Source organism: Rhizobium sp. 42MFCr.1 (assembly GCF_000377185.1).
Classification (GTDB): domain Bacteria; phylum Pseudomonadota; class Alphaproteobacteria; order Rhizobiales; family Rhizobiaceae; genus Rhizobium; species Rhizobium altiplani.
The window spans coordinates 438,760-455,588 of the sequence record NZ_KB897818.1; the positions used below are offsets into that span (position 1 = coordinate 438,760).

Here is a 16,829-nt window from a genome sequence, read left to right on the forward strand (position 1 = left end):
ACAACCGCCGGCTCTGCCCCTTGGTCATTTGCGTTCGCTAAAGATCAACCGTTGGTAATCGGCAAGCATCTTTGGGTCCTCGACCGATCCGTGATGGTGGAGCAGCCGCCAGGCATCGTCCTTTCGGACAAACCACCGCGTCGTCCGGAAAGCAACGTCGATCGTCTCACGCGGCGTCTTGCATTGGCCTCGCTCGCGACCGACGAAGAGATGCCAGTCGGCGCCACTCGGGCTCGTGAAATCGTGAAAGGTGACGCGGACCTCAGCCTGGCCCTCGAAAAGCCTGGAATAGCCTTCGGAGATCGAAGGCCACCCTCGGCGGATGCCGCCGATGGGATTGTCCATGCTTGGAGCCTCCCCGTCGAACCAGACCGACTCCAGCCCGGCCATGTCTCCGCTGTTGAAGGCTCTATAAAACTCTATCAGAGCGTCGAGAGGGCTACCGTCGCCGGCCTTGGCTTCGCTTCCACTGATTTCAACGAAATGCCGTTCCATCGCGAATCCTTTCGTTTCTTCAAAAGCGACCGTTGGGAAATAGAAGCCAGCCCATCAACCTCCCGCGCGCCACTTGACTGCCGCCCCGTATCAGAAGCGCGATCCGACACACTTCCCAGGCTCAGCCTTGCGTCCGTCCTTCGATGACTTTGAGGGCATCCTGATACAGGCGCCGGGTCAGATCGCCGGCGGACAGCCTCGGTGCGAGCTTCGCCGCCTGCCCTGACCAAAGATTCGTGAAGTCGTTCCTGGACGCCTCCTCCGCTTTCGCCTTGATTGCGGCGAGAGCGGCCCCGGCGGTTGGAAACGGTGGAGCGCTTTCGGAGAGCGGACCGAGCTCGCGCATGATGCGATTGACAACGCTTCTGGCGGGCCTGCCGGTGAAGACGTTGGTGATCGCGGTGTTGTCGTCGCGCGCATCACCGAGCGCCTGCGCATGAACGGCAGGAATCTTTGCTTTGGGGCAGAAGAGGTACGCGGTTCCGATCTGAACCGCGGAAGCACCGAGCATCAGGGCGGCCGCCACGCCTCGGCCGTCAGCGATGCCTCCTGCCGCGATGACGGGGACGTTCACCGCGTCAACGACCTGCGGGACCAGCGCCATCGTTCCGACCTGCGTGGACATGTCATGCGTCAGGAAATTTCCGCGATGACCGCCGGCTTCAAAACCCATTGCCACGACAGCGTCGACGCCGTTTTCTTCTAACCAGACGGCCTCGGCGACAGTAGTGGCCGACGAGATGATCTTCGCGCCGGTCGCCTTCACTCGCTGCACCAAGGACTTCTCCGGCAGGCCGAAATGGAAGCTCACGATCTCCGGCTTGAACTCCTCCACCACCTCGCAGAAAGCGGAGTCGAACGGTGCACGTCCGGCTGCCGTCACCGGCGCCGCTGGATCGAGGCCGGATTCGACGTAATATGGCGCGAGCAGCGCCCTCCACCGCATCTGCGCGGCTGGATCGGAGGGCGGCGTGTGATGCGCAAAGAAGTTCACGTTCAAAGGAGCCTTCGTCGAGCTGCGGATGCTCGTCAGAGCCGCCTTTAGCTGATCGATGCTCAACAACGCGCTTGGCAGCGACCCGAGGCCGCCCGCCTGTGCAGCGGCGATGACCATCTCGTTCGTGGTCGAGCCAGCCATGGGCGCTTGAATGATGGGGATTTCAATCCCGAATAAGTCGAGGATTCGGCGGTCGGGCCAGCGCGTCATGTCGGACTCCATTTCGTATCCTGTGTCTGACCGTCATATCTCCGGTGCTCGTTGCGGTCCATTGCACCTTAGTGTCTACGCGCGCCAATCGATCCCAAAGTATCGGGAACACCTTGGTACAATAGCGCCTCGAGGAAATCGGCGCGATGGTTGCGGAGAACGCAGGGCGTAAGCGCCTTCGTTCCCGGCACGGCCGGCATCAGCGCATCAATTTCGAAACAAGCCGACCTGCCCCCACGGCAGGCGAATGGCTCTTTGCATCAAAACGGAGGCATACATGAGTGTGCAGAAGACAGTGGTGGTAACTGGTGCCTCGCAAGGGATCGGAGCCGGCATCGTGCAGACCTTCCTCGACAAGGGCTACAACGTCGTGGGAACCTCGAGACGCATCAGCGAGACGACGCCATTCGACCGCACCGACCGTCTGGAACTCGTCGACGGCGACGTCAGCGATCCCGACACCGCCGAACGGGTCGCGCAGCGGGCAATCGACCGCTTCGGATCCGTCGACGCCCTCGTCAATAACGCCGGAATCTTTTTTACGAAGCCCTTCCTAGAATACACCGTCGACGATTTCCGGAAACTCTCCGCGACCAACGTGGAAGGCTTCATCCTTTTCACCAATCACGCGATCAGGCAGATGCTTCGCCAGAAGTCTGGCGGAAGCATCGTCACCATCACGTCGTCCCTTACGGATCACCCGATCGCGGGCGTGAACGCGTCATTGCCGATGGTCACAAAGGGTGGACTCAACGCGATAACCAAAAGCCTCGCGCTGGAATTTGCGGCAGACAATATTCGCGTCAACGCAGTGTCGCCAGGCGTCGTCGACACGCCGCTTCATGCGTCCAACCCGAAGGACTTTTTGAAATCGCTGTCGCCGATGGGAACGATCACCGCGGTGCAGGAGATCGTCGACGGCGTCGTCTATCTGACGGAGTCCGCAAATATCACCGGGGAGGTGCTGCACGTCGACAACGGCGCACATCTCGGCAAATGGTAGCCCGCGGCCCAGAAGCGCGACTGGAGGAACTGGCCATTGCCTTGCCTCCTCCGCCCACCCCATTCGGCGCCTACGTCGAAGCTGTCCAGTGCGACACCCTGTTATTCCTCAGCGGCATGTTGCCAGTGGTTGGACACGATCCGGTTTATCATGGGCGCGTCGGCGAGGAATTGTCTGTCCTCGAAGGTTATGACGCGGCGCGGACGGCCTGCCTCAGCGGTCTTGCCGCTGCCAAGGCGCAGCTCGGATCGCTGGATCTCATTCGTCGCATCGCCAAGCTCGGCGTCTACATCGCTACGCCGGGAGATTTCCGGGAACATCCGAAGGTCGCCGACGGCGCCTCGGAACTGCTGCTCGATGTCTTCGGAGCGGATCGGGTCCCACCGCGTATCGTCCTCGGCGTCGCCAGCATACCACTCGGCATGCCGGTCGAAGTCGAACTCGTTTTCGAGATCGAGCCCTAGCAAACCTTTCTCTTCCAATCTGAACGATGGAGTAAGTCATGAAGATCAAGCCAACGGATGCGAGGAACGTCGTCATTGTCTCGTCGAAGTTTCTGACGGCCACCGCCCTTCTGATGCTGCCCGCCCTTGCGCTTTCCGGCCAGGCGGGCGTCGCCGAAAAGACGGCCCGTCCGGCGGGCGAGCAAGCTCAGCCTGCAAGCGAGCAGACACAGATCAAGGTCGACAAAAGAACCCCGGCGTACTGGCGGGTGACGTTCGACAACCCACCCTTCAACATCTTCGGGCCGGAGACCATTCCGCAGATGGAGAAGGTCGTCGCCGAGATCGAGTCGGATCCCGATTTGCGCGTCGTTGTCTTCGACAGTGCGGTGCCGGGCTTTTTCCTGACCCACTACAACTTCACGCCCAAGCTTTCCGAATCCACCAGCCTGCCATCAGGGACGACGGGACTTCATCCGCTTCCGGACATGCTGGTTCGCATCAGCAAGGCGCCAGTGGTGTCCATCGCACTGATACGCGGACGCGCAACGGGGGTCGGTAGCGAACTTGCGCTGGCCAGCGACATGCGCTTTGCGAGCCGGGAGAAGGCAATCCTTTCCCAATGGGAGGTCGGCGCAGGCTTCGTACCCGGTGGTGGTCCTATGGCCCGGCTTCCCCGTCTGATGGGCCGGGGCCGAGCGCTTGAGGTTCTGCTCGGCTCCGACGACATCAATGGCGATCTCGCCGAGGAGTACGGTTACGTCAACCGGTCGTTCCCCGACGACAAGCTTGACCCGTTCGTAGACGCCCTCGCCACTCGCATCTCCGGCTTCGACCGGCAGGCGATTGCCGACACCAAACGTCTCGTCGACTATGCAAGCCTGCCGTCCAACCCCGAGATCGGTGCCGGGTGGGACGCGTTCATCACCTCCGTACAACGCCCGGTCGCACAGAAGAACATTGGCAAGCTGATTGACATGGGCCTGCAGACCAATCCGGACATCGAGGCCAGACTTGGCCACTACACAGGGACTTTGGCCGACAAATAGGTAAACAAGTGTCCGTACAGTCCATGGCAAATCGCACGGACACCTCACATGATTCGTGCGAGCACGGGCAAACAAAATCAGGAAGCGTGCGCCGCTTCCTCGACGAGATAAAGTCGGCCTCCACGTCGAGGCGATACGCCCATCACACGCTTGAAAGCGGTGCTGAAGGCCGCCTCGGAACCATATCCGACTGAGGCCGCAACCCTGGCGATAGAACTGCCCTCCTGGCGAAGCGCGCGTTCGGCCTGGAGCATTCGCCATTCAGTCAGATAGTTGAGCGGCGGGCGTCCGGTCACATTACGAAAGTGAACCGCGAAAGCCGTCCGAGACATTCCCGCCGCACGGGCGAGTTCAGGAAGCGTCCAGGAACGGGCAATGTCGCCGTGCATGAGGTTGAGCGCTGGGGCGAGTTTTGGATCGCAGGCGGCGCGAAGCCAGCCGGGACGAACCTGGTCTCCTGATGAAAGGTGCCGACGTAGGATCTGGATGAGCAGCAAATGGGCTAGACTTGAACACGCCATTTCGGCCCCTGGAGCGCCGCCTGCCGCCTCTTCGACGAGTTCGCCGATCAATGCTCCAAGTCGGCTCGCTCCACTTTCGGCCGCCGGAAGATGAACAAAATCCGGCAGGCTTTCGATCATCAGGCGTCCGCCGACATGGTGTGTATCGATATGACCTCCGAGAAGCAGGAAGTCGTCGCCCTGCCCGACTGGAATGATGGACTTCCCGGCGCCCCTGAAGATCTCGGCCGCCGGCTGCGGAGCCAGCGCCAGATCGCTCGCGACCACAAACCCGACGTCACGCGTCAAGATGAAGATGTCGCCGGCCTTGAGCCGGAATCTTGCGACTGTGCCGTCAAGGGCAAGGAAACAGTGCCCGCGACCGACAACGAAGAACTTGATCTTGCGCGGTGGTTCGAAACGGATGGCCCAGTCGCCGCCACCAATAAAGCCGCCGGCATAGATCGTACGAGCGTCAAAGACCTTGAGGGTACATGATAGCGGATCGCGTGTCATTTTGAACTTTGGCGAAAGAAACTGGAACTTCTGAATATTCAAAGTACGGCAATCGGAGAGCATATCCAAGGGCGAACAGTCACCGAAAGGAACTCACCAAATGCCTACGACGCAGACGCCACTCGGATCCGGCTTCCATGCCTCCAGCACGACGCTCGACATCATCGCCGGTATCGACCTCACCGGAAAGTTGGCGATCGTGACAGGCGGCTATGCGGGCCTTGGGCTAGAAGCCGCGCGGACGCTGGCGTCGGCTGGAGCCCGGGTGATCGTCCCGGCGCGAGACGTAGATCGCGCGCGACGTGCTATCGCGGAGATTGGTGGCGGGATCGAAGTCCGGCCGATGGACCTCACCGATCCAGCCTCGATCGACGCCTTTAGCTGTGACATCGTCCGGTCGGGGCTTCCGTTGCACATTCTCGTCAACAGCGCGGGCATCATGGCGCTGCCGGAACTGAGCCGCGACTCCCGAGGCAACGAGCTGCAGTTCTCGACCAACCACCTCGGTCATTTTCAGCTCACGCTCCGCCTGTGGCCTGCATTGGTTCGAGCTAGAGGCGCGCGCGTCGTTTCGGTCTCCTCAATGGGTCACCGCTTTTCCGACATCGTCTGGGACGACTTCAATTTCGAGCGCCGCCCATATGATGGCTGGAGCGCGTACGGACAGTCGAAGACAGCCAACATCCTCTTTGCTGTCGAACTTGATCGCCGAGGGCGCGACTTCGGGATCCGCGCGTTCTCGTTACACCCCGGCGGTATCGTGACTGGTCTGGCGAAGCACATCTCGACCGAACGCCTGAAGGAAATGGGAAATCTCGACGAGAAGGGTGTGCCTGTCATCGATCCTGACAGGGACATGAAATCGATTCCGCAAGGTGCGGCAACCCATGTTTGGTGCGCAGTCAGCCCTCAGCTCGCCGGCCTCGGGGGCGTGTTCTGCGCGAATTCGGACATAGCGCTTCTCGAGGACGGGTCCATCGTCACCTCGCTCGATGGGCGGGACCGGCGAACGTCGAAAGTCGCGCCTTATGCGGTAGATCCTGCTTCTGCTGAGCGCCTCTGGATGATGAGCGAGAGGGAGACCGACACTCAATTGTCGATTTGAACCGTCTTACTCCTCCCGTTCCTCACCCGCTGGATGCCAGAGTCAATGGGGGCGTTGGCGGCGACACCATTGGATAATGGACGGTCCCCCGAGGCGAGCGCATCGTGTGCCTGGTCGCGGGAAGTTCCCCGCGGCAATTTTACCGAGGGATGACAAGATGACCATTCAGGAGCGTAGCACGACCGCGACAAAGACAGTGAAGGATGCCGACATGAAACTGGAGGTCGTCGTGATCCCAGTTTCGGACATCGACCGCGCCAAGGCATTCTATACGGGACTTGGATGGCGTCTCGACGCCGACGTGCCCGGCAAGGACGGCTTCCGCGTCGTTCAAGTCACGCCGCCGGGATCTCCCTGCTCGGTGATCTTCGGATCGAACGTCACATCCGCGGCGCCGGGTTCCGCTCAGGGACTGCATCTTATCGTATCGGACATTGAGATGGCTCACGCGGCACTGGCCTCACATGGTGCTGAAATGAGCGGCGTCTTCCACGACGTCGGCGGCGTCTTCCACCACAAGAACACCGATGGACGGCTGCCCGGCCCACACCCTTCGCGCGCCAGCTATGGATCGTTCGCATCCTTTAGCGACCCGGACGGCAACGGATGGCTCCTCCAGGAGATTACGACGAGGCTACCGGGTCGAAAAGAGGCCAACGGCGCGACGTTCACCTCCGGCAGCGATCTGGCAGCAGCCCTTCGGCGCGCTGCGGCTGCCCACGGCGAGCATGAGAAGCGAAACGGGGGCAAGCATGACGATGACTGGCCCGATTGGTACGCCGCATACATGCTTGCCGAGCAAGCAGGGGCCGATCTTCCGGATTGACACGATCAAACTGCGCGCTTGCCGCCCCCAAGCGGACTAGGTGCCCTTGGCGGCGGCGAGCTTTCGATATTCCGCGGTCGGCAGCCCGCCCCATCCCCAGTTGTCGAGGTCCACTTCTTCGATCACCACGTAAGTGGATTCGAGCGGCTTGTTGAGGACCTCGAGCAGCACCTGGCTCACGCCCGCAATGAGGCGGGCCTTCTCTTCCTCCGTAACCGACTGGCGGCCCGGCGCAGTTCCTTCACGAGTGACCTGCACGTTTACAATAGGCATCGTTTGGTACTTTCCAATTGTCCGTCTGCCTTCAGAAGCCCAGCGCCGACAGGTGCTGCTCGAGCGCGGCGACGTGTGCATACCCCGAGCCAACCCTGGCCAGCTCGGCATCCTTCCTGACGAAAAGTGTCGGGAAGCTCGAAACGCTCATTGCTCGGGCGGTGGCGAAGTCGGTCGCCGCTTCCGCGATCGTGCTGCCTCGCTTCCACGTCTCCAGGAACTCTTCAGCAGTTGTGGGGTGGCCCAAAGTCGTCAGGGCACTGCTTCCGACTTTTGCGAGGACGACGCCATCGGTGGTATCAAGCGCGTCGACGTAGAAGGCATGCTGAAACGCCCTGAAGACCTTGAGAAGGTTGGCTTCCGGACGCAGGATGCGAGCGGCGACGACCGCGCGGCAAATCGGTTCGGTATCGTAGACGAACCCTTGTCTCGCCAGCAGCCCTTCACGATTGAACGGAAGACCGCTTGCCTCTTCGACCCTAGCCCAGTGATGCAGCCTGAATTGCTTTCCGGCATCGTCGAGAACGTCGGTCGCGCCCGCGCGGAGACCGCCAAGTATGATCTGCAGAGAGGCTTCCGGGCGCCGTTCGAGCAGCAGTTCCATTTCCTTTCCGAACCCATAGCACCACGAGCACATCGGGTCTGCGGCCAGTACCAGTTCCATCGTTGTTCCAATCGTTGTCGTCTGGGAGACCTGACGCACTTGCGTCAGGCCGTTCGGTCCGAAGGCGTGTTACCAGCGACCGGCGTTCTGACCGCCGTCCACGTGCAGGATCTCGCCGGTCACAAAGCTGGCGTTCTCGAGGTAGAGAACGGCGTCCACGATGTCGCTGATCGCGCCCATGTGGCCGATCGGGTGCAGGGCCGAAAGGAACTCATGCGTTTCAGGGGCGTGCATGGGGGTCTTGATGATGCCGGGCGATACGGCGTTCACCCGAACCCCGGTCTTGGCATACTCAAGCGCGAGTCCCTTTGTGACGGCATTCAGACCGCCTTTCGTCAGCGAAGCAAGGGCCGCGGGGACGCCAGCGATCGGCTGGTTGACGAGGCTTGTGGTGATCGAGACGATGTGACCGGATCCCTGCTTCAGCATCTCCTTTGCGGCGCGCTGCGTGATATGAAAGAAGCCAGCGACGTTCACGGCGAAGTTCAGATCGTAGTCTTCCTGCGTGAAGTCGACGAACGGCTTGGCTGTGAACACGCCGGCGTTGTTGACGAGAGTGTCGATGCGGCCGAAGCGCTCAATGGCTTCGCGAACGACGCGCTCAGCGGTCTCGACCTTCGAAATGTCGCCGGCGACAGCGTGAACGCCGGCATCGGAACCAGCCTTGATGGAACGCGAGGTAGCTACGACGTTGTAGCCCTTTTCCCGGTATCCACGGACGAGGCCCTCGCCGATGCCTTGGGACGCGCCGGTGATGATGGCTACCTTCTGATGACTGCTCATGATTGCATCCTTTCGATTGCGACGGCCGATCCCTCGGTCCGTCCAACGCCAGCGGCGTCGGTGCAATTGATTTAGATGTCTGCGTGTCTCGGGAGAATTGGCGATAGAAGGATGACACCCATCCGCCAAGCGGCATAATCACCGTATGCTTCCTGCCTCCCGGAGATCCGTCGGAGCTCACTCAGAAGATGGGGAGCGGCGCAGCATGTCGGCTTCGCGGCGGTCGTAGCACCCGGCCTGCGCTTGCGAGGAGAGTCAAGGCCAACGGCGATCTCTGCTATATGCCGGAACTTCTGCGTGTAAAGGCGAACCTGTTGTTGTCGATGTCGGCGTCAGATGAGGTGCACACGTGCCTGTTGCAGGCCCTCGACACAATCCGGAACATGGGTGCCCGCGGCTGGGAATTGCGTGCCGCGACCGACTTGGCTCGTTTCTTAGCGGCTGAGGGTCGCATAAGCGATGCGGGAGCGCTGCTTCAGCCGATCTTGGATAAGTTTGACGAAGCGCTTGATACCGAAGACCTCAAGATTGCGGGCGGCGTTTTGCGATGAACGAAAGTCCGCTGGGTCCACCCGTCACGAACCTAAGAGAGGGCATATTGCGGCCGGACAACATTTTCAGGGATGATCGGCGGTAGTGAAGATCCTGCAGAACTAAAACAGAACGCTGCCGTCCCTTTGCGGTAAACCTTCCCAATCAGTTGGCGAGTCTCGGCTGCCTGGCTAAGGACAGCAAGCAGGAACCCGAAGGCTGAGGAAATGCTCGGCTCCGCGTTCTCGTTTTTGGCCTTGCGCCCAAGCGGGATAGGGCTAGGTTCGCTACGAACAGCTGCTCGGCTGATTGTAAACATTCGTAGGAGGTTCGTTATGGAATATCGTCGTCTCGGCAAATCGGGCCTGAAAGTCAGCGAATTCTCCTTCGGATCATGGGTCACCTTTGGCAAGCAGGTTGATGGCGGCGATGCGGTCAGCCTAATGAAGCTCGCTTATGACAAGGGGGTGAACTTCTTCGACAATGCCGAAGGCTACGAGAGTGGAAAATCCGAACTTGTGATGGGCGAAGCGCTCAAGACGCTCGGCTGGAGCCGCGATAGCTTCATCGTCTCCAGCAAGGTGTTCTGGGGCGGGGAGAAGCCGACGCAACGCGGGCTGTCGCGCAAGCACGTAACCGATGCTGCCCACGCCGCGCTCAAGCGGCTGCAGGTCGAATACCTGGACCTCTATTTCTGCCACCGGCCGGATATCGATACGCCGATCGAGGAGACCGTTCGGGCGATGCACGATCTCGTGGCGCAGGGGAAGATCCTTTACTGGGGAACCTCGGAATGGTCGGCGCAGCAGTTAACCGAGGCTTACGCCGTCGCGCGGGATCTTCGCATCACGCCGCCGACGATGGAGCAACCCCAATACAACATCTTCGAGCGCCAGAAGGTGGAAGCCGATTATCGGCCGCTCTACGACCTTCTCGGTCTCGGAACCACGATCTGGTCGCCGCTTGCATCAGGCGTCCTCACCGGCAAATATAACGACGGCGTGCCGGCTGACAGCCGAATGAACCTTCCCGGATACGAGTGGCTGAAGGAGAAGCTATCGAGCGACGCTGGCCGCGCCCAGATCGCGAAAGTCCGCGAGTTGGCGAAGCTCGCAGACGAGATCGGGATCTCGATCGCGCACCTTGCTCTGCTGTGGTGTCTGGCCAACAAGAATGTCTCAACTGTCATCCTTGGCGCGTCGCGCACGAGTCAATTGGAGGACAATCTTGCGGCCCTTTCGCATAGGGACAAGTTGACTTCCGACGTGCTCGATCGGATCGATGCAATTACCGGAAACAAGCCGGCGGCGGCGCAGCGGTTCTAGCTGCGAGGATCCACAGGCAGCAACGTGTGACGTACTTCTTTTCGTTCGCCTCTAGGACGGCTTAAGATTGAGCCGACATCGGCGCTAGTGAACCTGCCCGGCAGGTGGCGATTTCGTCAGACCATCCGGACGATCGGGAACATAATAGATCCGGTCCATCCAGGAAATTCCGACTTCTTCGGCCGCATCAATGAGGGCCAGCTTTGCATCGTCTGCCGGGAGCAACCCTTCCATAACTGCCGCGCAAACGGCAAGCGCACGCTCAAATGCCGGCCCAAAGGTTACCGGCCACTTGTCAGCTAGTAATGCGGAAGCTTCGCCAGTTCCTTTGATATCGATGGGTTGCGGAAAGTCAGGCAGCCAGATTTCCAGACCAAAGGTCCAATCGCTCCTTGAAAGCATGTGCGTGCTCCTCCCCTGAGTCGCTACGGGCAAAGACTCCTATCGGATCGCGGCGCTTTCATGGTCTCGAACGGCCCATGGCGTGTCGCCCGGACGATTTTACGACACTCTTGAAATTAGACCGCCAATCATGATGTCTACTTTGGATCCCAGCGGCCCGGCCCTAGAGCTTGCCGCCGCAGCCTCACCAGTGTCGTTACGTGCGTCGTTTACGGTAACATACTTCACTGCGCTGTTGGTTTCAGGCACCATCAACCCGGCACCCGCCCCGCTAAAGCGCCTCTTCATGCAACACGCGGGACCGTTAGCTCGACCTTTGAGCGCGTGAAAGACGGCATGGCACTGCGATGGCTCGTAAACCAATCCCGAAGATCGTGACCGGCAGGTTCGGAGGCATGGAATGGCAGACGACCAGGAAACATCAGCCCAAGCTCCTGAATTGGAGGCGACGGACTCCATTCCCCCGCAATATGATTGCGGCCCCCTCAAGCTAAGTGGCAGCAGCAACGCGTTGTACGAACGTCATCTTCTGTTCGACAACGTGCGGGCATCGAGCGAGATAGGAAACCGCGAGCGGTATGAGGCAGTCGCACGGTCCGTTCGGGATATTCTTTCCCAGCGCTGGGAAAAGACAGAAGAGGTCTATGATCGCGAGAACCCCAAGCGGGTCTATTATCTCTCGATGGAGTTCTTGATCGGTCGTTCCCTTAACAACAACGTTGTCAACCTGGGGCTAGGCCCTCTTGCGGATCGCTTCTTTCAAAGACATCAGCTGGACGAATTGGCCTTGCTTTCCGAAGAGCCCGACGCCGGGCTCGGCAATGGTGGTCTTGGACGCTTGGCAGCATGCTTTCTCGAGTCCATGGCGACGATGCAATTGCCTGGAATGGGCTATGGCTTGCGCTACGAGTACGGGATATTCAAACAGTCGATTGTAGATGGCTGGCAACGCGAACAACCGGACAATTGGTTGCGCAGGCCTGATCCCTGGGAAGTTGCCCGACCTCACTTGGCCGTGCCGGTCGAGCTTGGATGTTCGTTCGAAGTGCGCGGGGGAAGCCTGAGAGCGATCGCCGGCGTGCCTTCAAGCTTGCTCGGAATCCCTTACGACAGGCCTGTCGTCGGCTACGGCGGAAAAACGATAAACACGTTGCGGCTATGGGCTTCCGCAACTCCCCACGTATTCGATTTCCAGGAATTCAGCGCAGGTGACTTTGTTGGCGCACTGGCCGAACGGCTGACAGCGGAAACCGTGACACGTGTTCTTTATCCGGACGATTCCACCAGCATGGGACAGGGCCTTCGCTTCGTGCAGGAATATTTCCTTGTAGCGTGCTCATTGGCCGACCTGGTTCGACGCTTCCAAAAAAGCAACAGTAATTGGGACGATCTGCCGACGAAGGTGGCTATCCAGCTCAATGACACCCATCCGAGTCTCGCCGTTGCGGAGCTCATGCACATCCTCCTGGATACGGCAAAACTTGACTGGGAGCGTTCATGGGACCTCACGAAAAGGACCCTTGCCTACACAAACCACACCCTCCTCCCGGAAGCGCTGGAAAAGTGGCCGGTGCGCTGGTTTGAGTTGATGCTTCCACGGCACTTGGAAATCATCCTGGAAATCGATCGCCGCTTGCGGGAAGAGGTGCAAACTCGCTGGCCGGGCGACAATGGCCGCATCGAGCGTATAGCCATTGTCGAGCAAGGCAATCACCTGGTGCGGATGGCTCACCTCGCAATAGCCGGCTCCCACAGCACGAACGGTGTCGCGGAGATACACTCGAAGCTGCTCCGAAACGTCACCGTGAGCGACCTCGCAGAACTCTATCCTGACCGTTTCAACAACAAGACAAACGGCGTCACGCCACGCCGTTGGCTATTGCTGTCAAATCCGGGTCTTGCCGAATGCATCTCCGAAGCTATCGGCGACCGCTGGATAGCGAACGCGACGGACCTCGAACGTCTGAGGTCGCTTGCCGATGACAGCGGGTTCATTTCCGCCGCCCAAACCGCAAAACGCAAGGCCAAAGTCCGTTTTGCCGATTGGCTCAAGGCGCAGGCGGGAGTTCTGGTTGATCCTGACACGATTTTCGATAGCCAGGTGAAGCGCATCCACGAATACAAGCGACAGCTCCTGAATGGGCTGCGAGTCGTCGCCCTCTACCATCGGCTGCGGCAGAATCCTAGTCTCGATATGCCGCCACGCACCTTCTTCTTTGCAGGAAAGGCGGCTCCTGCCTACCACGCTGCCAAACTGATTATAAAGTTCTTGAACAATCTTGCCGCCACGATCGACCGCGATCCGTTGGTGCGGGGTCGCCTTCGGCTACTATTCCTGCCCGACTACTGCGTGTCACTCGCCGAGCAGCTCATTCCTGCCAGCGACGTATCCAACCAGATATCAATGGCGGGATACGAGGCAAGCGGCACGAGCAACATGAAGTTCATGATGAACGGGGCGTTGACCATCGGCACGCGTGACGGCGCAACGATCGAAATGGCCGAGGCCGCGGGCGAAGAAAATTTCTTCCTGTTTGGGCTGACCGCAGACCAAGTTGCAAACAGCCGCTGCTGGTATAGCCCCGGCTGGCACTATGAGAACGAGCCAGAGATACGCGCTGTCCTCGACCTGATCTTCTCAGGCGAATTCTCGCGAAATGAGCCGGCAGTCACCGACGCGCTGCGCAACATACTTCTGGTCGGTGGCGATACTTACATGCATTTGGCCGATTTCACCTCCTACATGGATGCAGATTCCAATCTTCAATCACTCTATCGGAATCCGGAAGCTTGGAGCCGCAAGGCGATCCTGAACATCGCGGCTTCAGGAAGGTTCTCGAGCGATCGCACGATCGCCGAATATGCCCGCGACATCTGGGAGGTAGCTCCATGTCCGTTGCCATCGGCTTAGTCTCATGACTGGATCGATGTATCGGTCCCGGCTAGACCAGCGGGAGTTGGCTCAGAAGTTTTCTGGTTTCGATCGCATCCCAGGAAATGTATTCGGTGATGGCCATCCCCACGATTTCGCAAGCAGCAGACACATCCCGAAGGAGCCGCACCACGTGCTCAGGTTCCAGGCGCCCCCTGGGGACACCGGATAGAAACGTTTTATCAGTACCCGGTTTATCGAGAAGAATTGGCGGGAAACGGCCGGGTAGGATCGCATCGACGTCGAGATGCACTGCCAGCTGCTTGATGTCCTCGTCCGCAATCCACTTCAGGATTGCGTTACTGTCTCCGTACAACTACCGCGAGAATTCGTGTCGGAGGTTCAGGCGATCAATGACCTTCTGCTCATTAGCAGACCACTCGTCCAGCCCCGCATACATGACCTTGGACGGTCGAACAGGGATATCAACCTCGCCGACGAAATCGCGGTCGCCTCGCCCTCGCCAAGGAGCATACCGAGCACCTGCGCGTGCGCGTGACCGGTGTCCTTCAGCGTCTGGATATCTGGATGTGCATCTATCCAGAGCACTCCGACGTCCCCACCGTATCGCTTGTTGAGATACGCGATTGGGGCCAGATCGACGAGACAGTCGCCTCCGATTGTAAGGATGCGATCCGGTGCGTGCTTTTCGATCGCGGACCGCGCTGACCGGGCTTGTTGCAGCAAAGCGCTCTTGGCGACAATTCCATCCTCCAGGGGCAGTTCCGCCTCACCAGGCGACGGAACGTCGATTGTTTCCTCGGGGCCCTGAGATCTCGGCGGAAGCCACGACAGCAAGCGCGAGCTGACGTAATACTCGGCGAGGTTCCCGCCTTGCCACTGGGGCAAATGTAATCTGAGGGTGTGGTCAACTGTGGCATGAGCAAACACTCCTTCGCCATCGCGTGTGCCACTGAAGTAATCAAGCCACCGAGCGCCAAGGCGGACATTCGAGGCGTGCGAAACTTCCCTAGTGAGAATGCGGCGGTTACCAAGCAATCATGCTTAGACTATGCAGAATGATCTGCAGTCCCAGAGCGGCTTGGGTAACCCCGAGCACAACCGCCAAAACCTGCAATGACGTTCCGATCCATCTGAGGATGGATTCAGCAAACATCATGGCCAGCCAGTCAAGCGTCAGGATCAGCAATACGATCGCTGCCACGGTGACGCCTTCCGCTTGCCGGTCACCCGCCAACGTAGCGAAGACGATGACGGCAGCTATACCATAGGGCGTCACAATTGTTGGAAACGCCAACGGTGTCAGAGCAAATTTCAAATCTATCTGGCCCTGCTCCGTTGGCCGTATCATTGGGTCCGCGGTCGGCTGCAAAACGGTTCGCAAAGCCACCATGAACAAGATAATGCCGCCCGTCATCGCCAGCACCGGCAACGAAATCTCCAGATTTTCAAGCATGGTGCGTTCGAGAAATCCGGCGATGGCGAGCGCCGCCGCCGAGAACAGGATTGCTCTGGTGGCTAATTGTCGCCGAACGCTGGGCTCGTAGCTGCCCGCAAGGACCTTGAATGGCACCAGTATCTTAATTGGGCCGAGCATCAAAAAAAGCATCAGGAATATCTTGCGTGAGCCGAATTCCACCTCTGGGAACTCCGGCAGGGGCAAGGATTGCGCAACGGATTGCACCGGAACGCTCACCGCCCAAACCATAGCCAGAACAGACGCCAGGAGATATCGCCGCACGGGTTCCTTTGCTTTTGTGGTATGGGTCGCCTGGTGTTCGTCAGCCATATCAGCGGAACCGGGTTGCGATCCCGCCTCATACCACTTTCCGTTCTCGACCGCCATTTCGCCTTGGGGTCGAAGCGGTCTCTGGCTTCAGTGGCTTCCCCACGCCCGGTCGGCCATTTGAAGTCAAAGTCCGGCCCAGGATTGGACCATGTCCCAATACACGACGGGGGTGGGAACCAACCCGATAGCCGCTTGCATTTCGGCAGCGCTCGTTGTTCAGTTCAGCAGCATGCATGTTTCATGGAGGGAGACATGGGCGCGACGATCGTCGAGCGCCTCGCAGAATGCGCCGCGATGATAGAAGATCTCTCGCAACGCATTTCCCGGATCCAAACGGGCGAGGTGCAGCATCAGGCCAGATTCGCTGGTGGGTCCTGGGAGGACATCACGCCGGAGATACTCGTTCTCTATGAGCGTCTGCTCGAAAACCAAAAGTTCCTTGCTGAGGATCTGCGCGGCCGTTTGAGTAGCGGCGATAGCTGATCTCACCTCCCGTGGCCTCACAAGAAGGCGGGCCACCGTGGTTCGAACATTCGGCGCTGTTCAACTTCCGTTTCCGCCCATCAGCGATGACTTAGATCGCTGTGACACATGACAGTTCATCGTAGCGCCCGTGACTGCTTGATCAACCCGATCTGACTAGCTCGTCCGGCGATCACGAGCGCGCTATTTCGCACGATCGGCATGAATTTGCATTCCAACTGCACGTCGACAGCAATTCTCCACATTGGACAGCCATGACGGGCATAGATCGGCTCCCGTAATTTACCGTAACGTACATGCAGCCGGATCTGATTGCTGCTAGCCTGTCTTCATGGCGTTGCGAGGGGGCCTCCGCATCCGCAAGTATTTTTCGCTCGACCGGCGGCTGCATTTTCTGCGGGTGCAAGCGAGGTTGCCCCAGACGTCCAGTGGAGACGATGATCCGTCTTCCACCAAAGAAAGAAAAGGTGCGATCATGACAAGGTTTCTTGCTTGGTGTGCAACTTGGCTGGCGGCGGTGTCCTGGCTCGTCATTCCGACAG

At 59.4% G+C, this 16,829-nt stretch carries 19 protein-coding genes; 9 read left to right on the forward strand and 10 right to left on the reverse strand.

Features of this window, described 5'->3' with window-relative positions:
- Positions 1-24: 24 nt before the first annotated feature.
- Both C934_RS0102210 and C934_RS0102215 read right to left on the reverse strand, forming a co-directional pair.
- Positions 25-495 carry a YybH family protein gene (locus C934_RS0102210; protein WP_018855079.1) on the reverse strand — a complete coding sequence of 157 codons (471 nt, stop codon included), beginning with the start codon at positions 493-495 and terminating at the stop codon, positions 25-27.
- A gap of 121 nt (positions 496-616) precedes the next feature.
- Positions 617-1,702, reverse strand: a complete 1,086-nt coding sequence (locus C934_RS0102215; RefSeq protein WP_026371507.1) for an NAD(P)H-dependent flavin oxidoreductase — start codon at positions 1,700-1,702, stop codon at positions 617-619.
- 277 nt (positions 1,703-1,979) lie between these two features.
- Between C934_RS0102215 and C934_RS0102220 the strand changes: the two genes are divergently transcribed.
- The 3 genes from C934_RS0102220 to C934_RS0102230 are packed head-to-tail and all read left to right on the forward strand — an operon-like array spanning position 1,980 to position 4,197.
- Positions 1,980-2,705 carry an SDR family NAD(P)-dependent oxidoreductase gene (locus tag C934_RS0102220; RefSeq protein WP_026371508.1) on the forward strand — a complete coding sequence of 242 codons (726 nt, stop codon included), beginning with the start codon at positions 1,980-1,982 and terminating at the stop codon, positions 2,703-2,705.
- Positions 2,699-3,169, forward strand: coding sequence for a RidA family protein (locus tag C934_RS0102225; protein WP_018855082.1), 471 nt, complete (start codon positions 2,699-2,701; stop codon positions 3,167-3,169). Before C934_RS0102220 ends, C934_RS0102225 begins: the two co-directional genes overlap by 7 nt.
- A 38-nt stretch (positions 3,170-3,207) precedes the next feature.
- Positions 3,208-4,197 (forward strand): enoyl-CoA hydratase/isomerase family protein, encoded by a 990-nt coding sequence (locus tag C934_RS0102230; RefSeq protein ID WP_018855083.1) that lies wholly within the window; start codon positions 3,208-3,210, stop codon positions 4,195-4,197.
- Positions 4,198-4,274: 77 nt separating this feature from the next.
- On the opposite strand, the gene C934_RS31545 is transcribed toward C934_RS0102230, so the two are convergent.
- Positions 4,275-5,213 carry an AraC family transcriptional regulator gene (locus tag C934_RS31545; RefSeq protein ID WP_051085556.1) on the reverse strand — a complete coding sequence of 313 codons (939 nt, stop codon included), beginning with the start codon at positions 5,211-5,213 and terminating at the stop codon, positions 4,275-4,277.
- A 100-nt stretch (positions 5,214-5,313) separates the two neighbouring features.
- Between C934_RS31545 and C934_RS0102240 the strand changes: the two genes are divergently transcribed.
- Positions 5,314-6,318 carry an SDR family NAD(P)-dependent oxidoreductase gene (locus C934_RS0102240; RefSeq protein WP_018855085.1) on the forward strand — a complete coding sequence of 335 codons (1,005 nt, stop codon included), beginning with the start codon at positions 5,314-5,316 and terminating at the stop codon, positions 6,316-6,318.
- Positions 6,319-6,475: 157 nt separating this feature from the next.
- Positions 6,476-7,144, forward strand: a complete 669-nt coding sequence (locus C934_RS0102245) for a VOC family protein (RefSeq protein ID WP_018855086.1) — start codon at positions 6,476-6,478, stop codon at positions 7,142-7,144.
- Positions 7,145-7,180: 36 nt separating this feature from the next.
- Here the strand turns inward: C934_RS0102245 and C934_RS0102250 are convergent, their stop codons facing one another.
- The 3 genes from C934_RS0102250 to C934_RS0102260 all read right to left on the reverse strand — a co-directional run bounded on the left by C934_RS0102250 (position 7,181) and on the right by C934_RS0102260 (position 8,864).
- Positions 7,181-7,417 carry a tautomerase family protein gene (locus tag C934_RS0102250; protein ID WP_018855087.1) on the reverse strand — a complete coding sequence of 79 codons (237 nt, stop codon included), beginning with the start codon at positions 7,415-7,417 and terminating at the stop codon, positions 7,181-7,183.
- A gap of 31 nt (positions 7,418-7,448) precedes the next feature.
- Complete coding sequence (locus C934_RS0102255; RefSeq protein WP_026371509.1) at positions 7,449-8,081, reverse strand: DsbA family protein; 633 nt, start codon at positions 8,079-8,081, stop codon at positions 7,449-7,451.
- A gap of 69 nt (positions 8,082-8,150) precedes the next feature.
- Positions 8,151-8,864: an SDR family NAD(P)-dependent oxidoreductase gene (locus tag C934_RS0102260; protein ID WP_018855089.1), complete on the reverse strand. Its 714-nt coding sequence runs from the start codon at positions 8,862-8,864 to the stop codon at positions 8,151-8,153.
- A gap of 281 nt (positions 8,865-9,145) precedes the next feature.
- Here C934_RS0102260 and C934_RS0102265 point away from each other — a divergent pair, with 281 nt between their 5' ends.
- Both C934_RS0102265 and C934_RS0102270 read left to right on the forward strand, forming a co-directional pair.
- Positions 9,146-9,415 (forward strand): hypothetical protein, encoded by a 270-nt coding sequence (locus tag C934_RS0102265; protein WP_018855090.1) that lies wholly within the window; start codon positions 9,146-9,148, stop codon positions 9,413-9,415.
- 315 nt (positions 9,416-9,730) lie between these two features.
- The gene (locus tag C934_RS0102270) at positions 9,731-10,720 is read left to right on the forward strand and encodes a potassium channel beta subunit family protein (protein WP_018855091.1); all 990 of its coding nucleotides are present in this window, start codon (positions 9,731-9,733) and stop codon (positions 10,718-10,720) included.
- Between the two features lie 84 nt (positions 10,721-10,804).
- On the opposite strand, the gene C934_RS0102275 is transcribed toward C934_RS0102270, so the two are convergent.
- Positions 10,805-11,122, reverse strand: coding sequence for a DUF982 domain-containing protein (locus tag C934_RS0102275; RefSeq protein ID WP_018855092.1), 318 nt, complete (start codon positions 11,120-11,122; stop codon positions 10,805-10,807).
- A 400-nt stretch (positions 11,123-11,522) separates the two neighbouring features.
- Between C934_RS0102275 and C934_RS0102280 the strand changes: the two genes are divergently transcribed.
- Positions 11,523-14,033 carry a glycogen/starch/alpha-glucan phosphorylase gene (locus C934_RS0102280; protein ID WP_018855093.1) on the forward strand — a complete coding sequence of 837 codons (2,511 nt, stop codon included), beginning with the start codon at positions 11,523-11,525 and terminating at the stop codon, positions 14,031-14,033.
- Positions 14,034-14,064: 31 nt separating this feature from the next.
- Here the strand turns inward: C934_RS0102280 and C934_RS33195 are convergent, their stop codons facing one another.
- From C934_RS33195 to C934_RS33435, 3 genes are all read right to left on the reverse strand, one after another.
- A complete protein-coding gene (locus C934_RS33195; RefSeq protein ID WP_051085553.1) occupies positions 14,065-14,370 on the reverse strand; it encodes a hypothetical protein in 306 nt (101 codons plus the stop codon).
- Between the two features lie 26 nt (positions 14,371-14,396).
- A complete protein-coding gene (locus C934_RS36380; RefSeq protein ID WP_051085554.1) occupies positions 14,397-14,945 on the reverse strand; it encodes an arginase family protein in 549 nt (182 codons plus the stop codon).
- A gap of 97 nt (positions 14,946-15,042) precedes the next feature.
- On the reverse strand, positions 15,043-15,861 hold the full coding sequence (locus C934_RS33435) for a MarC family protein (RefSeq protein ID WP_018855094.1): 819 nt from the start codon (positions 15,859-15,861) through the stop codon (positions 15,043-15,045).
- Positions 15,862-16,056: 195 nt separating this feature from the next.
- Between C934_RS33435 and C934_RS0102295 the strand changes: the two genes are divergently transcribed.
- Complete coding sequence (locus tag C934_RS0102295) at positions 16,057-16,287, forward strand: hypothetical protein (RefSeq protein ID WP_018855095.1); 231 nt, start codon at positions 16,057-16,059, stop codon at positions 16,285-16,287.
- Positions 16,288-16,829: the final 542 nt, after the last annotated feature.

Bases quoted from the DNA above. Each gene is read 5' to 3' on its own strand.
- C934_RS0102210 (WP_018855079.1), bottom strand. From the start codon at position 495: ATGGAACGGCATTTCGTTGAAATCAGTGGAAGCGAAGCCAAGGCCGGC.
- C934_RS0102215 (WP_026371507.1), bottom strand. From the start codon at position 1,702: ATGACGCGCTGGCCCGACCGCCGAATCCTCGACTTATTCGGGATTGAA.
- C934_RS0102220 (WP_026371508.1), top strand. From the start codon at position 1,980: ATGAGTGTGCAGAAGACAGTGGTGGTAACTGGTGCCTCGCAAGGGATC.
- C934_RS0102225 (WP_018855082.1), top strand. From the start codon at position 2,699: ATGGTAGCCCGCGGCCCAGAAGCGCGACTGGAGGAACTGGCCATTGCC.
- C934_RS0102230 (WP_018855083.1), top strand. From the start codon at position 3,208: ATGAAGATCAAGCCAACGGATGCGAGGAACGTCGTCATTGTCTCGTCG.
- C934_RS31545 (WP_051085556.1), bottom strand. From the start codon at position 5,213: ATGACACGCGATCCGCTATCATGTACCCTCAAGGTCTTTGACGCTCGT.
- C934_RS0102240 (WP_018855085.1), top strand. From the start codon at position 5,314: ATGCCTACGACGCAGACGCCACTCGGATCCGGCTTCCATGCCTCCAGC.
- C934_RS0102245 (WP_018855086.1), top strand. From the start codon at position 6,476: ATGACCATTCAGGAGCGTAGCACGACCGCGACAAAGACAGTGAAGGAT.
- C934_RS0102250 (WP_018855087.1), bottom strand. From the start codon at position 7,417: ATGCCTATTGTAAACGTGCAGGTCACTCGTGAAGGAACTGCGCCGGGC.
- C934_RS0102255 (WP_026371509.1), bottom strand. From the start codon at position 8,081: ATGGAACTGGTACTGGCCGCAGACCCGATGTGCTCGTGGTGCTATGGG.
- C934_RS0102260 (WP_018855089.1), bottom strand. From the start codon at position 8,864: ATGAGCAGTCATCAGAAGGTAGCCATCATCACCGGCGCGTCCCAAGGC.
- C934_RS0102265 (WP_018855090.1), top strand. From the start codon at position 9,146: ATGCCGGAACTTCTGCGTGTAAAGGCGAACCTGTTGTTGTCGATGTCG.
- C934_RS0102270 (WP_018855091.1), top strand. From the start codon at position 9,731: ATGGAATATCGTCGTCTCGGCAAATCGGGCCTGAAAGTCAGCGAATTC.
- C934_RS0102275 (WP_018855092.1), bottom strand. From the start codon at position 11,122: ATGCTTTCAAGGAGCGATTGGACCTTTGGTCTGGAAATCTGGCTGCCT.
- C934_RS0102280 (WP_018855093.1), top strand. From the start codon at position 11,523: ATGGCAGACGACCAGGAAACATCAGCCCAAGCTCCTGAATTGGAGGCG.
- C934_RS33435 (WP_018855094.1), bottom strand. From the start codon at position 15,861: ATGGCGGTCGAGAACGGAAAGTGGTATGAGGCGGGATCGCAACCCGGT.
- C934_RS0102295 (WP_018855095.1), top strand. From the start codon at position 16,057: ATGGGCGCGACGATCGTCGAGCGCCTCGCAGAATGCGCCGCGATGATA.